Source organism: Demequina maris, assembly GCF_000971155.1.
Lineage (GTDB): Bacteria > Actinomycetota > Actinomycetes > Actinomycetales > Demequinaceae > Demequina > Demequina maris.
The window spans coordinates 126,191-140,740 of record NZ_BBLX01000003.1 but is presented as its reverse complement, the minus strand read 5'-3'; the positions used below and the strand labels follow the sequence as shown (position 1 = coordinate 140,740).

13 protein-coding genes are annotated in these 14,550 nt (G+C 74.0%); 6 read left to right on the top strand and 7 right to left on the bottom strand.

Annotated features, from left to right (window positions below):
* Positions 1–2 precede the first annotated feature (2 nt).
* Positions 3–488: a transcriptional regulator NrdR gene (nrdR, locus tag AOM02_RS04620; protein WP_062297148.1), complete on the top strand. Its 486-nt coding sequence runs from the start codon at positions 3–5 to the stop codon at positions 486–488.
* On the opposite strand, the gene AOM02_RS04615 is transcribed toward nrdR, so the two are convergent.
* A complete protein-coding gene (locus AOM02_RS04615; protein WP_062297146.1) occupies positions 451–2,067 on the bottom strand; it encodes a DEAD/DEAH box helicase in 1,617 nt (538 codons plus the stop codon). The two genes, nrdR and AOM02_RS04615, sit on opposite strands and share 38 nt — an antisense overlap.
* Before the next feature lie 86 nt (positions 2,068–2,153).
* Positions 2,154–3,359 (bottom strand): phosphoglycerate dehydrogenase, encoded by a 1,206-nt coding sequence (gene serA, locus AOM02_RS04610; RefSeq protein WP_062297144.1) that lies wholly within the window; start codon positions 3,357–3,359, stop codon positions 2,154–2,156.
* A gap of 119 nt (positions 3,360–3,478) precedes the next feature.
* Between serA and AOM02_RS04605 the strand changes: the two genes are divergently transcribed.
* Positions 3,479–4,288, top strand: a complete 810-nt coding sequence (locus AOM02_RS04605) for a hypothetical protein (RefSeq protein WP_062297142.1) — start codon at positions 3,479–3,481, stop codon at positions 4,286–4,288.
* Positions 4,289–4,432: 144 nt separating this feature from the next.
* Here AOM02_RS04605 and AOM02_RS04600 read toward each other — a convergent pair whose 3' ends face one another.
* Positions 4,433–6,616 carry a HelD family protein gene (locus AOM02_RS04600; RefSeq protein WP_062297141.1) on the bottom strand — a complete coding sequence of 728 codons (2,184 nt, stop codon included), beginning with the start codon at positions 6,614–6,616 and terminating at the stop codon, positions 4,433–4,435.
* A gap of 155 nt (positions 6,617–6,771) precedes the next feature.
* Between AOM02_RS04600 and AOM02_RS04595 the strand changes: the two genes are divergently transcribed.
* Complete coding sequence (locus AOM02_RS04595; RefSeq protein WP_062297579.1) at positions 6,772–7,695, top strand: PAC2 family protein; 924 nt, start codon at positions 6,772–6,774, stop codon at positions 7,693–7,695.
* A 144-nt stretch (positions 7,696–7,839) separates the two neighbouring features.
* Positions 7,840–8,043 (top strand): cold-shock protein, encoded by a 204-nt coding sequence (locus AOM02_RS04590; RefSeq protein WP_062294355.1) that lies wholly within the window; start codon positions 7,840–7,842, stop codon positions 8,041–8,043.
* An 84-nt stretch (positions 8,044–8,127) separates the two neighbouring features.
* Here the strand turns inward: AOM02_RS04590 and AOM02_RS04585 are convergent, their stop codons facing one another.
* Positions 8,128–8,907 (bottom strand): spermidine synthase, encoded by a 780-nt coding sequence (locus tag AOM02_RS04585; RefSeq protein WP_062297139.1) that lies wholly within the window; start codon positions 8,905–8,907, stop codon positions 8,128–8,130.
* Positions 8,908–8,988: 81 nt separating this feature from the next.
* On the opposite strand from AOM02_RS04585, the gene AOM02_RS04580 reads away from it, so the two are divergent.
* A complete protein-coding gene (locus tag AOM02_RS04580; protein ID WP_062297137.1) occupies positions 8,989–9,354 on the top strand; it encodes an SCO2097 family morphological protein in 366 nt (121 codons plus the stop codon).
* A 114-nt stretch (positions 9,355–9,468) separates the two neighbouring features.
* On the opposite strand, the gene AOM02_RS04575 is transcribed toward AOM02_RS04580, so the two are convergent.
* The 3 genes from AOM02_RS04575 to AOM02_RS04565 are packed head-to-tail and all read right to left on the bottom strand — an operon-like array spanning position 9,469 to position 13,870.
* A complete protein-coding gene (locus AOM02_RS04575; protein WP_062297135.1) occupies positions 9,469–11,625 on the bottom strand; it encodes a transglutaminase TgpA family protein in 2,157 nt (718 codons plus the stop codon).
* A complete protein-coding gene (locus AOM02_RS04570; RefSeq protein ID WP_062297132.1) occupies positions 11,622–12,878 on the bottom strand; it encodes a DUF58 domain-containing protein in 1,257 nt (418 codons plus the stop codon). The genes AOM02_RS04575 and AOM02_RS04570 overlap by 4 nt, the downstream gene beginning before the upstream one ends.
* Positions 12,875–13,870 (bottom strand): AAA family ATPase, encoded by a 996-nt coding sequence (locus AOM02_RS04565; protein ID WP_062297130.1) that lies wholly within the window; start codon positions 13,868–13,870, stop codon positions 12,875–12,877. The genes AOM02_RS04570 and AOM02_RS04565 overlap by 4 nt, the downstream gene beginning before the upstream one ends.
* A 238-nt stretch (positions 13,871–14,108) precedes the next feature.
* Between AOM02_RS04565 and mraZ the strand changes: the two genes are divergently transcribed.
* Positions 14,109–14,537 (top strand): division/cell wall cluster transcriptional repressor MraZ, encoded by a 429-nt coding sequence (gene mraZ, locus AOM02_RS04560; protein ID WP_500778322.1) that lies wholly within the window; start codon positions 14,109–14,111, stop codon positions 14,535–14,537.
* Positions 14,538–14,550 lie beyond the last annotated feature (13 nt).

Sequence of the window (14,550 nt, the reverse complement as noted above, 5' to 3'; positions counted from 1 at the left end):
GCATGCACTGCCCGTTCTGCAGGAACCCGGACTCCCGTGTGGTGGACTCGCGCACCGCGGACGACGGCTCGTCGATCCGCCGCCGCCGCGAATGCCCCGCGTGCGGCAAGCGCTTCTCCACGGTCGAGACCGCGAGCCTGGCGGTCGCCAAGCGCAACGGCGTGACCGAGCCCTTCAGCCGCGACAAGATCGTCTCGGGTGTGAAGAAGGCATGCCAGGGCCGTCCCGTCAGCGACGACGACCTCGCCCTGCTCGCGCAGAAGGTCGAGGAGACCATCCGCGCGAGCGGTCAGGCCGAGGTCAACGCGCTCGACATCGGCCTCGCGATCCTGCCGCCGCTGCGGGACCTCGACGAGATCGCCTACCTCCGCTTCGCGAGCGTCTACCAGGCCTTCGACACCCTCGACGACTTCGAGGCCGCGATCGCCCGGCTCCGCGAGGAGGACGCGGCTAGCGCCCGCTCCTCGGCTTCCGAGGCTTCCGAGTAGAGCTGTCGTAGCCGCCCTTGGCGGGCTTCTTGCCGTACGGCTTGTCGCCCTTCTTGTACGGCTTGTCGCCGTCGCGGCCCTTGCGCGCGCCCTTGTCGTAGCCGCCCTTGCTCGGACGGTCGTCGTAGCGGCGCGAGCCGCGGTCGTCGAGCTGCGCCTCGCGCTCGGCCAGCCGGCCCTCGCGCGCCTGCAGCGCCGCCTCGCGGTCCGCGAGGTCGCGCTCGATGCGGGCGAGACGCTCCTCCATGCGCTGCTGGGTGGCCACCATGTCGTCGGCGCGCGAGTCGTCGCGGCGCGGGCGGTCGTCGCGACGGGGCCGGTCGTCCCGGTCCCACTTGCGCGGCGGACGCTCCTCCCAGCGGCGGTCGGAGCGCTGACGGTCTCCGCGGCCGGGGCGGTCGCCCCGACCGGGCCGCTCGTACTTGCCGCGACGCTCGGGACGCTGCGGGCGGGGCTCGCGGACGGGCTGCCACGACGGCTCGCGGCCGCCGGTGAGGTCGTCGACCATCGCGAGCGACTCCGCGTCCTCGCCGCGGACCTTGCGGAACGTCACGTCGACGCCGGCGCGCTCGAGCATGCGGTCCGTGGAGCGGCGCTGGTGGGGGAGCACCAGCGTGACGACGAGGCCCTCCTCGCCGGCGCGCGCGGTGCGGCCGGAGCGGTGGGTGTAGTCCTTGTGGTCCGCCGGCGGGTCGATCTGCATGACGAGGTCGACGTGGTCGACGTGGATGCCGCGGGCGGCGACGTCGGTCGCCACCAGCACGGGCACGTCCCCGGCGCGGAAGGCGCTGATCGCGAAGTTGCGCTCCGCCTGCGAGCGGTCGCCGTGGATCGCGAGGGCGAGCACGCCCGCCTCGCGCATCTCCTCGGCGATGCGCTCGGTCGCCAGCTTGGTGCGCACGAACACGATGGTGCGGCCCTCGCGCGCCGCGATGCGGGTCGCGATCTGGTACTTCGCGTTCGGCGGCACGTTGAGGACCACGTGGCGCATCGTCGCCGGCTGGTCGTCGCCGCCGGTGACGTCGTGCGTCACGGGGTCGTGCATGTACTGCTTGACGAGGCGGTCGACGTCACCGTCGAGCGTCGCCGAGAACAGCAGGCGCTGCCCGCCCTCGGGCACGCCCGCGAGGATCTCGGTGATCTCGTCCATGAAGCCCATGTCGGCCATGTGGTCGGCCTCGTCCATGACGATGAGCTCGAGCTCGGAGAGGTCGGCGTGGCCGTTGCGCACCAGGTCGGCCATGCGGCCCGGCGTCGCCACCACGAGGTGGACGCCGCGCTCGAGCGCCTGGATCTGCTTCGACATCGACAGGCCGCCCGCGACGAGCTTGAGCGAGACGTGCATGGCGTGCGCGTACGGCTCGAGCGCGTCGGACACCTGCATGCCGAGCTCGCGGGTGGGCACGAGCACGATCGCGCGGGGGCGACGCTTCTCGGGGCGCGGTCCCTCGGACAGGCGCACGATCGCGGGCAGGCCGAAGCCGAGCGTCTTGCCCGACCCGGTGCGGGCCTTGCCGAGCACGTCGCGGCCCGCCAGCGCATCGGCGATGGTCGCGGCCTGGATGGGGAAGGCCGTCACGATGTCGTGGCGCTCCAGGGCGTCGACGAGAGCGTCGGGCAGCCCGAGCTCCGCGAACGGGACGGCGTCGGTGGGATCGATGGCGTTTATGAGAGCACCCGCAGACGCACGGTGCCCGGCATGCTCGACAGAGCCTGCACCGCGTCCTTGTCGAGGCCCGACGCCACGTCCGTCACCACGTATCCGAGCTCGCCTCGCGTGCCGAGGAGCTGGGCGTCGATGTTGACGTTGTGGGCGGCGAAGACCTGGTTGACCGCGGCGAGCACGCCGGGGATGTTCTCGTGCAGGTGGGCCACGCGGTGCGAGCCCTGGACCTGGTCGAGCGAGAGGTTGGGGAGGTTCACGCTGAGGGACGTCGACGCGTGGTTGACGTAGTCGCGCAGACGCGTCGCCACGAAGATGCCGATGTCCCGCTGCGCCTCCTCGGTCGACCCGCCGATGTGCGGGGTGAGGATGACGTTCGGCATGTTCTGGAGGGGCGACTCGAACGCGTCGCCCGTCTTCTTGGGCTCGTCGGGGAACACGTCGACGGCCGCGCCGCCGATCGCGCCCGACTCGAGGCCGGCCTTGAGGGCCTCGAGGTCGACGATGAAGCCGCGCGACAGGTTGAGGAAGATCGCGCCGTCCTTCATGGCGGCGAACTGCTCCGCGCCGAAGAAGCCGCGGTTGCCGCTGCGGCCGTCGACGTGCAGCGTGACGACATCCGCCTCGGACAGCAGGGCCTGGAGCGACGGCATCGGCGTGGCGTTGCCCAGCGCGAGCTTCTCGGCGCTGTCGTAGAAGATGACGTTCATGCCGAGGGCCTCGGCGATCACGGACAGCTGCGAGCCGATGTTGCCGTAGCCGACGATGCCGAGCGTGCGGCCGCGGATCTCGTGCGCGCCCGACGCGGACTTCGACCACACGCCCTCGTGGAGGCTGCGGTTGTGGTCGGGCAGGCGTCGCGTGAGCGAGATCATCTCGGACACGGCCATCTCGACGACCGAGCGGGTGTTCGAGAACGGTGCGTTGAACGCCGCGATGCCCTTGCGCGCCGCGTGCGCGAGGTCGATCTGGTTGGTGCCGATCGAGAAGGCGCCCACCGCGATGAGGTCGGGACACGCGTCGATGACGCGCTCCGTCAGCATGGTCTTGGACCGGATGCCGAGCAGCTCGACGCCCTGGAGGGCCTCGATCAGCTCGTCCTCGTCCATGGCGCCGCCATGGTTCTCGACGGCGATGCCGGCGGCCTCGAGGATCTCGGTGGCCTTGACGGAGAGGTTCTCTAGAAGGAGTGCGCGCACGGGCGCTATCGTCTCGCATTCCCTGCCCCTTCTCCAACTCCTAGGGCGCTATGGGCCCTTCCCGGACCGGTGCCGCGGGCGCCCCCGCGTGTGCAGGCGGGGGTCCCCGGCCGTGGCAGAGTGTCTGCATGAGCTCGGCGGGCAGGACGGTCATCGTGACCCTGGCGTGCGCCGCGCTGTTCGTCGCCGGCGCCTCGTGGCGCGGCGTCACGTGGTCCGACGTGCGTCACTGGGGCACGCCCCGCAACGTCATCGAGGCGGAGGGCGAGACCGTCCGCATCCCCGTCGCGCAGGGCGCCGAGGAGCGCCGGCTGCCCGAGGTGACGGTCGAGACCACCGGCTCGTACGACTTCCTGTTCCCCGACGGCGGCTCCGGCGGCGGCCCGGTCCGCTACGACCCGTGCACGGTGCTGTCGTACGTGATCTCCCCGGCGCACATGCCCGAGGGCTTCGAGGGCGTGGTGCACGAGGCGGTCGCCGACGTGTCCGACGCGACGGGGCTCGAGTTCGCCTACGAGGGCTTCACCGACGAGTCCGCGTCGTTCGACCGCGCGCTCGTGCAGGACCGCTACGGCGACCGCTTCGCGCCGATCGTGATCGGCTTCCAGAGCGCCGCCGACAACCCCGACCTCGAGGGGACCGTCACGGGCCTGGGCGGCTCGAGCGCGGTGCCCGGCGCCTACGGCCCCGAGCGCTACCTGCGGTCCGGGGTGGTCATCGTCGACTGGGAGGACGTGGCGCGCATCCGCGAGGACGGCGGCGGCGAGGAGCTCGCGCGCGCGGTCGTGGAGCACGAGCTCGGCCATGTCGTCGGCCTCGCGCACGTGGGGGACAAGGACGAGCTCATGCACGAGTCCAACCTCAGCCTCCTGCACTGGGGCCCGGGCGACCTCGCCGGGCTCGCGCTCGCGGGCGCGGGGGAGTGCGAGGCCCGCTAGGGGCGGGAGCCGCCGGCGGCGTCGCCGCGCGCGCGGTCACCACGTGCGCGGTCACCACGTGCGCGGTCACCACGTGCGCGGTCACCACGCGCCTCGGGGACGATGCGCGGCCCGGGCGGGCGCGCATCGTCCCGTGGCACGGCGCTAGAGGGACAGGCCCGTCGGCAGCGGGTCCGCGTGCACGACCTCGAGGCGGCGCGTGGGCCGCGTGAGCGCGACGTACAGGTCGCCGGGTCGCTCCGCGATCGCGGAGGGCTCCACGACCACGGCCACGTCGAACTCGAGGCCCTTCGACTCGCGGGCCGTGTAGACCTCGATCGCCGGCGTGCCGAGCGCCTTCCGCAGCGCGCCGTGCAGTCGCGGCGGCGCGATCACGGCGACGAGGCCGCCCTCGCCCTCCGTGAACGAGTCAGCGTGGCGGTGCGCGATGCGGGTCGCGGTCGCGATCGGGTCGCGGTGCCGCGTCGCGGCGGTCGCGTCGTCGAGCTCGCGCGCCGCGCGCAGCTCGCTGACGGGCAGGCCCGCGGCGCGCGCGTAGGCCTGCGCCGCATCGGCCACCGCGGCCGGGATGCGGTACGAGATGGTGAGCTCGCGCAGCTCCCAGCCTGTCTGGAACAGCGGGTCCATCGTCTCGGGCCACCAGCGCGTGCCCGCGACCGAGGTGGTCTGCGCGACGTCGCCGACGATCGTGAACGAGCGGGTGGGGCAGCGGCGCAGCAGCATGCGCCACGCCATCGGGCTGAGCTCCTGGGCCTCGTCGACGACCACGTGGCCGTACGTCCACGTGCGGTCGCCGCGGGCGCGCTCCGCCACCGACAGCCGCGCGGTGCCGCCCTTCATGCGGGCGGCGAGCGCCTCGGCGGTCACCATGCCGCCGTCGCCGAAGGTCTCGAGCACGTCCTTGGCGTACTGGATCTCCTCGTCCGAGGGCTCGTCGGGGCGGCGGCCGCGGCCGCCGGGCATCTCGCCGAGCAGCTCGGCCGCCTCGTCGAGCAGCGGCACGTCCGCCTCGGTGAACGGCGCCGCGGACGGCCGGAGCAGCAGGTCGCGCTCGTGCTCGGGGACCATACGGGCCGCGTGGTCGAGCAGGTGCGGCTTCGAGAAGAGGTCGCGCAGGAGCTGCTGCGGGGTGATCGGCAGCCAGCACAGGTTGATGGCGATGCGCACGTTGCGGTCGTCGCGCACGTCGCGCTCGAGCTCGATCCGGTCCTCGTCCGAGTACACCTCGAGCTGCTCGACCAGCTGCTTCGTGAGGCGCCCGATCATGTCCTTGGCGAACGAGGCGCGCGCCTCGTTGTGCGGGCGGCCCTCTCGGCGCGCGCGGCCCTGCGCGTCCTTGACGTCGGAGCGCTTGATGACCACCGTGCGGCCGTCGATGCGGATCTCCGTGTCGGCGCGCGGCACGCGCTGGCGCTCGCGGACGGCGGCCTTGATCACGTCGCCCATCACGGTGCGGCCCTTGATCTCGGCGGACGCGTCGGGCTCGACCGCGGTGACGTCGATGCCGGGCACGAGGCCCGCGAGCGTGGTCGACACGGCGCCGGTCTCGCCGAGCGAGGGCAGCACGTGGTCGATGTAGCGCAGGAAGGTCTTCGACGGTCCGATGAGGAGCACGCCGCGCGACTCGAGCTGCTCGCGGTGGTGGTACAGCAGGTAGGCGGCGCGGTGGAGCGCGACCGCGGTCTTGCCGGAGCCGGGCCCGCCCTGCACCACGAGCGCCCCGCTCATGGGGGCGCGGATGACGGCGTCCTGCTCGGCCTGGATGGTCGCGACGATGTCGCCCATGCGTCCCGTGCGGCGCGCGCCGAGCGCGGCCAGCAGGGCGCCCTCGCCGGCGAGCGCCTCGTCGGCACCCATCTCGCGCAGCGCGTCCACGTCGAGCACGTCGTCCTCGACCGCGGTGACGCGGCGGCCCTGCGTGGTGAGATGGCGGCGGTTGACCACGGGGCCGGGGTTGGCGGCGGTGGCGGAGTAGAAGGCCCGCGCGGCGGGCGCGCGCCAGTCGGTCAGCAGCGGCACGTGCTCCGAGTCGGACAGGCCGATGCGGCCCACGTAGAACCGCTCGCCGTCGCGCAGGTCGAGGCGGCCGAAGCACAGCCGGTCCTCGACGGCGTCGAGCTGCGCGATGCGGTCCTCGTACAGCGTCGCGAACGCGTCGCGCTCGGAGCGGTTCTGAGGCGAGCCCGAGGGCCCCTCCTTACGGATCGCGGCGAGGCGGTCGTCCGCCTCGTCCCGCAGCTCGTCCAGACGCGTGTACAGGCCGTCCACGACCCCCTGCTCGGCCGCGAGGCCGCTCCGCTCGGCGGTCAGTCCGCGCTCGTTCGCCATCGGCATACCCTCCGCACGCCCTGTGTTGACTCTGCAGGGCAGTCCCTCATTATCGCGCGTCCTGGCGCTGCTCGGAAGCACCCGCGCCGCTCGCGGGTTTCGCGGAGGGCGAGAACGGCAGACGCGCACCGGCGTCGGTGCAAGGATGGATGATCATGGAACGACCGCTGTTGAGCTGGGACCCGGACGGCGTCCAGGCGTGGGCCGACGTCGCACCGGAGCACGGCTCCGTGCTGGTCCACTCCCTGCGAGGCTTCATCGACGCGGGCCGCGCGGGCGCGCTGGTCGCGGACCACATCCTCGAGACCGGCGACCCGCAGCGGATCGCCACGTTCGACATCGACCAGCTGCTCGACTACCGCTCGCGACGACCCGAGATGACGTTCTCCGTCAACCAGTGGACCGCGTACGACGAGCCGCACCTCGCGCTCGACATGGTGCACGACCAGGAGGGCTCGTCCTTCCTGCTGCTGCACGGCTTCGAGCCGGACATCCAGTGGGAGCGCTACATCCAGGCGGTGCGGGAGGCGGTCGAGCGGCTCGGCGTGGGCCTCACGCTCGGCTCGCACGGCATCCCCATGGCGGTGCCGCACACGCGCCCGCTGACCGTGACCATCCACGGCACGGACCCCGACCTGCTGCCGGACTCGGCCTCGATGTTCGGCACGGTCACCGTGCCCGCCTCGGCGCAGAACCTCCTCGAGTACCGCTTCGGGCAGTGGGGCCTGCCGGCGGTGAACGTCGCGGTGCACGTCCCGCACTACCTCGCGCAGTCCTCGTACCCGCAGGCCGCGCAGCGCGCCCTCGAGGGGCTCGAGGACCTGTCGGGGCTCGACCTCGACCCGGCCGCGCTCGACGACGCCGCCGCGATCGCGTCGGAGGAGATCGACCGCCAGCTCGCGGAGAGCGAGGAGGTCCAGGCCCTGGTCGAGGCGCTCGAGAACCAGTACGACGCGTTCCACGAGGCGCGCGGGCGCGGCCTCGAGGTCGAGGGCGGGCTGCCCTCCGCGGACGAGATCGCGGCGGAGTTCGAGAAGTTCCTGGCGCAAGAGCGCAGGGATCCCCCCACTCAGCCCTGATTTCTGCCACACTTGGCGCGGTTGCAAGAACGTAGTGTGCAGGAACCTGTCTCACCTGGGTCGGGGAGTGGCATTGCGGCGACAAGGCGGGGCACGGGGTCCCGCCTTCCCGTCCTCCGGGCAAGAAGGTAAGGAATGACAGGCATGGCACAGGGCTCTGTGAAGTGGTTCAACGCCGAGAAGGGTTACGGCTTCATCGCGCAGGACGGCGGCGGCGCCGACGTCTTCGTCCACTACTCGGCGATCGAGACCGACGGCTACCGCAGCCTCGAGGAGGCGCAGCGCGTCGAGTTCGAGGTCACCAACGGCCCCAAGGGCCCGCAGGCGGAGAAGGTTCGCCCGCTCTAAGGCGTCGAGCATCCGACGGCCGTCGTCCCCTTCCGGGGCGGCGGCCGTCGGCGTTCCCGGGGACGATGCGCGGGGGCCGCGCGCTCAGCCCGACCAGGCGTCCGTGACGCCCGTCGGCAGCGGGGCCGACGCGGCGTAGCGGCGCAGCGCCGCCGTGTCGAGCGTCCCGCCGCGGACCGCGGCGATCACCACGTTGCCCCGGCGGCGCCCCTTGAGCACCGCGTGCTCACCGATCGCGACGACGTGCCCCAGCGCGGCGCGCGCCGCCTCGACATCGGCGGCGGCGCTCCGATCGCCCGGGCGCGTGCCCACGTTGGCGAGCGCGAGCCCGCCCGGCCGGAGCGCGCGTGCCGCGTGCGCCCACCACTCGGGGGAGGCCAGCGCCGCGGGGGTCGTGTCCCCGGCGAAGGCGTCGCGCACCACGAGGTCGAGGCTCTCGTCCCGGCGGGACGCGACCGCCTCGAGGCCGTCCTGGGCGCGGATGCGCAGGCGCGGCGCGCGCGGCAGGTCCCACCACGTGCGCACCAGCTCCGGCAGCGTCGCGTCGACGTCCACGGCGATGTGGCCGGAGTCGGGAAGACGATGCGCGAGGTGGCGCGGGAACGCGCACGCGGCGGCGCCCACGTGGAGCGCGAGCATGCGCGGGGGAGGGCCCCACGCGTCGACCGCGGCCGACAGATGGCGCATGTACTCGAAGGCCAGCGCCTCCGGATCCGGATCCAGCGGAGAGCTGGGAACTCCGTTGACCCATAGGAACGTTGTCCCATCGGGCTCGTCGCGCAGCTCCGCGACTCCGGTGGCGATCGCGAACTCGACGCCGCGCGGCGCGTCCGGGGCGACTCGTGCGGTCCGCTGACGTGCCATGGGGTCACCCTAGACGCTCGTCTGGTCTGCGGGACGTGCGACGGATAGACTTGACAACACGGTGCAGGGAAGGAGGGCGAGATGCCGCTGTCGGAATACGAGCAGCGCGTGCTCGAGCAGCTCGAGAGGGATCTCGGCTCGGACGCGAAGCTCGGGTCTGCGATGGCGAGGGCGTCGAGGCCCCGCGGTCGCTACATCTGGGCCGGCGTCGGCGTGGTCGCCGGCCTTGCCATCGTGGTCACCGGTGCGGTGAGCCAGCTCATCGTCGTCGGCGTCGCCGGCTTCGCGGTGATGCTCGCCGCCGCGGTGTGGGCGCTGCTGGCCCCGCGACCCGCGGGAGGCCGCTCCGCCGGCTCGGCCCCCGCCCGTCGCCGCAAGGCCGACAAGAGCTTCATGACCCGCATGGAGGAGCGCTTCGAGCGCCGCCGCGAGCAGGGCGACATCTAGTCTCTGCGGCTCCCTTGCCGGGAGCTGCATCGTGCAGACAGCAGCACGGCCGAGGCCGTGCTGCAGTCGCATGTCGAGGGTCGGCGCCACCCCGCGGCGAATCTCGCCCGCGCGTCAGCCGCGGGTCTGGGCGCCCCGCTCCGCCTCCCGCGCCGCGTGCGCGACGGCGTCGACCCAGCCCTCGAGCACCTCGGCGTCGACCGTGCTCGCCGCCGGCGCGTAGCGCGCGTCCTCGACGGCCGCGCGCAGCTCGCCGAGAGCCGCACGCGCGTCGTCGCCGAGGTCGGGCCCCTCGGCCAGGATCCAGAGCTCGGTCTCGGCGGGGGTGAGGGTGTCGTCGCCCGCCCGATCGCCCAGCCTCCGGCGCATCGTCGCCCATGCGGACTCGGCGTCCGTGATGGCGTCCGCGCGCGAGCGGCGGCGCGCCCACAGCGCCGCCGCCGCGGCGACGACGGCGAGCGCCGCGAGCCCGAGGACGGCGAGCCACGGGAAGCCCCCGGCCTCGTCGGCGGTCGGCGCGGGCGCCGCGGTCGGCGCCGCGGTCGGGAGCTGGCGCTCGGGAGCGTTGGTCGGCCGCACCGTCTCGAGGAGCTCGGGGTCGGTCGGCTCGGTGGTCTCGGGCTCCGCGTACGAGGGGCGCTGGCCCGTCTGCTGGGCGGGCGTGGGCTCGAAGCGCACCCAGCCGTGGCCGGGGAAGTACAGCTCGGGCCACGCGTGGGCGTCGCGCCCGCGCACCACGAACCCGTCGCCGTCCTGCGCGCCGCCGAGGAAGCCGATCGCCATCCGTGCGGGGATGTCGAGCGTGCGCGCCATCACGACCATCGCCGTGGCGAAGTGCACGCAGTAGCCGCGCCCGTCCGCGAGGAAGGTCGACACCGCATCGTCGCCCGTCGGCGTCACCTCGGTGCTGTACTCGAAGCTCGGCCCCCGCAGGTACTCCTGCAGCAGGATGGCGGTCTCGTAGCGGTCGGTGGCCTGGGACGTGACGGTCTGCGCGACCTGGCGCACCTTGTCGATGTCGATCCGCTCGTTGAGGTCGAGGTAGCGCGGGGACACCGCCGCGTCGCCGCCGTCCTCGATGAGCGGGTCGGCGGCCCGCAGCGACTCCTCGGTGTGGAAGTCGAGCGCCTGCCGCACCGTGTAGCGCAGGTTCGCCGTGCCCTCGGGACGATCGATGAGCACCTCGTCGGTCGACGCGTCGTAGCGCCACTCGCTCCCGGCGACGAGCGAGCGCGGTGCGGACGGCACGAGGACGCGGTCCTGCCCCTTGCTCCCCATCTGGATCGACACCGTGCCCGGGTCCGCGATGAGCGGGCTGCCGGTGTCCTCCGGCCAGAGCACGCCCGTCGCCGGCGCGGTGTCGCCCAACGGGTCGCGGTCCCACCGCGTGCCGTCGAACGTGGCGAGGGCGAACCCGCGCAGCACGTCGACCTTGCCGGAGTCCGACGTGTACGTCAGCACCGGCGTCGCGGACTGCTCCGTGAGCGAGTTGCGCAGGTCGATCTCGAGGTCGAGGCGGGCGCCGCCGCCGAGCGACGCGGGCAGGGTCAGCCGCGGCATCGCGCCCCAGCCGGGCCCGCCGATCGCGAGGGGCGCGGCGACGAGCGCGACGAGCAGGGTCGCGGCGGTCGCGGCGAGCGCCGCCGCGGGGGCCGCGGGGGAGGCGCCGTCGCGCGCGCGGGCGCGCCAGGACCCGCGATCGCTGCGGCGCGACAGCGCGATCACGGCGAGCCACGCGCCGAGCGCGCCGGCGAGGGCGAGCGTGGGCACGCGTCGCTCGAGGGTGAGGGCGGGCAGCCACGGCGCCAGCAGGACGAAGCCGGACGATGCGGCGAAGCCGGCGCCGACGGCGAGCGCGTCGACCACGAGGAACAGCGCGACGACCGCGAGCGTGATCGCGCCCGCGAGCGACGCCTCGACCTCGGCGGGCGGCACGCTGTTCTGCGCGTACCAGTACGCGCGTTCCGCGACCTCCCGCAGCTGGTCCAGCGTCTCCCCGCGCGGGATCCAGGTGGTGCCGCCGTCGGGCCGGGGCACGTACGCGACGATGATGAGCCACGCGCCGGCGAGGGCGCCCGCGACGGTCGGGAGGAAGGGCCGGCCGGTGGCGAGGCGGGCGAGCACCACGACCGCCGCGGTCGCGCCCAGCACCGCGCCGACGGGGCGCAGCCAGTCGCCGAAGACCACGAGGCCCGACAGGCCGCCCATGCCGAGGCCCGCCGCGATCGCGATCAGAGGCGTCGCGAGGAGCCGCCAGCGCCCGCCGGTCACGACTCCTCCTCGGCGAGGAGGCGCGCCCACGCCTCCTCGAGCGGCTCCGGCTCGAGCGTCGCGACCGCGCGCCACCCGGTCGCGCGCAGCGACTCGACCGTGCGCTCGGCGCGCGCCCGCGCCGCGAGCGGCGCCCGCACGAGGGCCCACGCCCGGCCGCCCTCGCCGAGCGGCGCGAGCGCACGCAGCGCCACCGGACCCGAGGGCTCGAGGACCGCCATGACGACATCGCGGTGGCCCGGGTCGAGGCGCGCGGCCGCCGCGGCCATGAGCCGGTCCGCGTCCGCGGTGCTGTCCGTGGGGCCGAGGTCGACGGTCGCGTCGAGCAGCGTCGCGCGGGCCGACTCGGCCGCGCGGCCGTGCGTGTCGTGCACCGAGGTCTCCTGGGTGCCCGCGAGGAGGCGGACCGGGTGGCCGGCCTCGACGACCGACAGCGCGACCGAGGCAGCTGCCGTGATGGCCCACTCGAGCCCGGTCTGCGCCGAGGGGAGGCCCAGCAGGATGGTCGCGGCCGTGCGTCCCTGCTGCTCCTCCGAGCGCACGAGCAGCGTCCCGCGCCGCGCGGACGACGCCCAGTGGACGCGGCGGAGGTCGTCGCCGTCGCGGTAGTCGCGCAGCGACGCGTCGTCGGCGGCGGGGGTCCGGGCGCCGGCATGCGCGCGGTCGGCCGTGCCCATGAGCTCGCCGGCGCTCGCGGCGAGGTCGACCACGGTCGGCCACACGGCGACCTCGAGCGAGCCGCCCACGGCGCGATCGGACCACGCGAGCCCGAACGGGTCCGCGGTGCGCGCGAGCGCGGGGCCCAGCAGCCATCGTCCGCGGCGCGTCGGGGCGAGCCGGTAGCGCAGCTCGATCGCGCCGGGCCGGCGCGCGATCGCCGCGCGCGTGCCCGCGCCGCCCGTGAGCTCCGCGGCGGCCTGCTCGCGCAGCCGCAGCCCGCGGGCGAGCGCGCCGCGCGCGGCCACCCGCACCACGACGTCGCCCGGCGTCCCCGCGCTGAGCGTCGCGGGCGACACCGCGCGCGTCACCTGGTCGACGCGGGCGCGGGTCGCGAGCACCTGGGCCAGGATCCACGCGGCCGCGACCGCGACGGCGGCCACCACCGTCGCGCCGATGAGCACCAGCGGGGCCGAGGCGAAGCCGACCCCCACGAGCAGCAGCGCGCCGCCGCCGGCGGCGAGGCCGACGCCCCGCGGGGTCACGACGGTCTCGGCGCCCTCGGCACGGCGCTCGGGGACCGGACGGCGGATCATCCCCGGGACATCGCCTCGGGCGCCCGCGCGGCCGGCACCGCGACGCGCGCGAGGATGTCGCGGATGACGGTCTCGGCCGAGCGGCCCGCCGCGCGCGCCTGCGCCGCCGGGATCACGCGGTGCGCGAGCACCGGCACCGCGAGCACCTTGACGTCGTCGGGAAGCACGTGGTCCCGTCCCGCCATCGCGGCACGCGCCTTGGCGGCGGCCAGCAGCTGCAGCGACGAGCGCGGCGACGCGCCCAGCCGCAGGTCCCCGCTGTCGCGCGTGCCCCGCACGACGTCGACGAGGTACTGCTTGACCGCCGGCGACGCGTAGATGCCGCGCACGGTGGCGATCGCACGCTGGAGGTCCTCCGCGGTCGCGACGGCGCGCACCTCCGCGAGCGGGTCGTGCCCGTCGTGCGCGTCGAGCATCGCGATCTCGTCGCCCGAGCTGGGGTAGCCGACCGCGATCCTCGTCATGAAGCGGTCGCGCTGCGCCTCGGGCAGGGGATAGGTGCCCTCCATGTCGATGGGGTTCTGCGTCGCGACCACCAGGAACGGGCTCGGGAGCGGCCGGGTCTCGCCGTCGACCGTGACGGCCCGCTCCTGCATCGACTCGAGGAGCGCGGCCTGCGTCTTGGGCGAGGCGCGGTTGATCTCGTCGGCCACCACGATGTTCGCGAACACCGGGCCCGGCCGGAACTCGAAGCGGTGCTCGTCGCCGCGGAAGACGCTCACGCCGGTGACGTCCGACGGGAGCAGGTCGGGCGTGAACTGGATGCGGCCGACCGTGGTGTCGAGCGCACGCCCGAGCGCGCGGGCGAGGGTGGTCTTGCCGACCCCGGGGACGTCCTCGAGCAGCAGGTGCCCCTCGGCCAGGATCGTCGCCAGCGTCGCGTCCACCGCATCGTCGAGACCGGACAGCACCGTGTGCAGCTGCTCGCGTACGCGACGGGCGAGGTCGGCGACCTCGGCGAGCTGCGCGGCGGTCGGGACGGTCGTCGTCATGGTTCCCCTCTCCCTTGTTCCGAGCCTAGTTGAGCAGAAAGGGCCGTGGGGAGGCAATTTCCCTCCACCGCACTCCACCGCTTCTACCTGGGTTTTCATGGAGATTTGAAAAGAATCTTGCCGATTTCCCGCGACAGGTGGAGAGAAGTGGAGTAAAGTGGAGGCACTGGGAGGGACGGGAAGCCTGAGGGGAGGGCCGATGTCTGAGACCACGACGTTCGGGCTAGGCCCCACGGGCGTGTTCCTCGGCACGTTCACGCCTCGGCTCGACGACAAGGGCCGCCTCATCCTCCCGGCGAAGTTCCGCGGCCGGCTCGCGTCGGGGCTGGTCGCAACCCGCGGTCTCGACCGCTGCGTGTTCCTCTTCCCGCTGGACGAGTTCGCGCTCATCCACGACCGGCTGCGCCGCGCGCCGCTCGAGAACAAGGCGGCGCGGGACTACCTGCGCAGCTTCCTCGGGCACGCGAGCGACGACATCCCCGACAAGCAGGGCCGGATCCTGCTGTCGCAGCCGCTGCGCCGCTACGCGGGGCTCGAGCGCGAGGTCGCCGTGGTGGGCATGGGTTCGCGTGTCGAGGTGTGGGACGCGGAGCGGTGGGAGCAGTACCTCGAGGCCGGCGAGGACGCGTATGCGGAGACGGCGGCGGAGATCTTCGACGACATGTAGCAGCAGCGCGTGC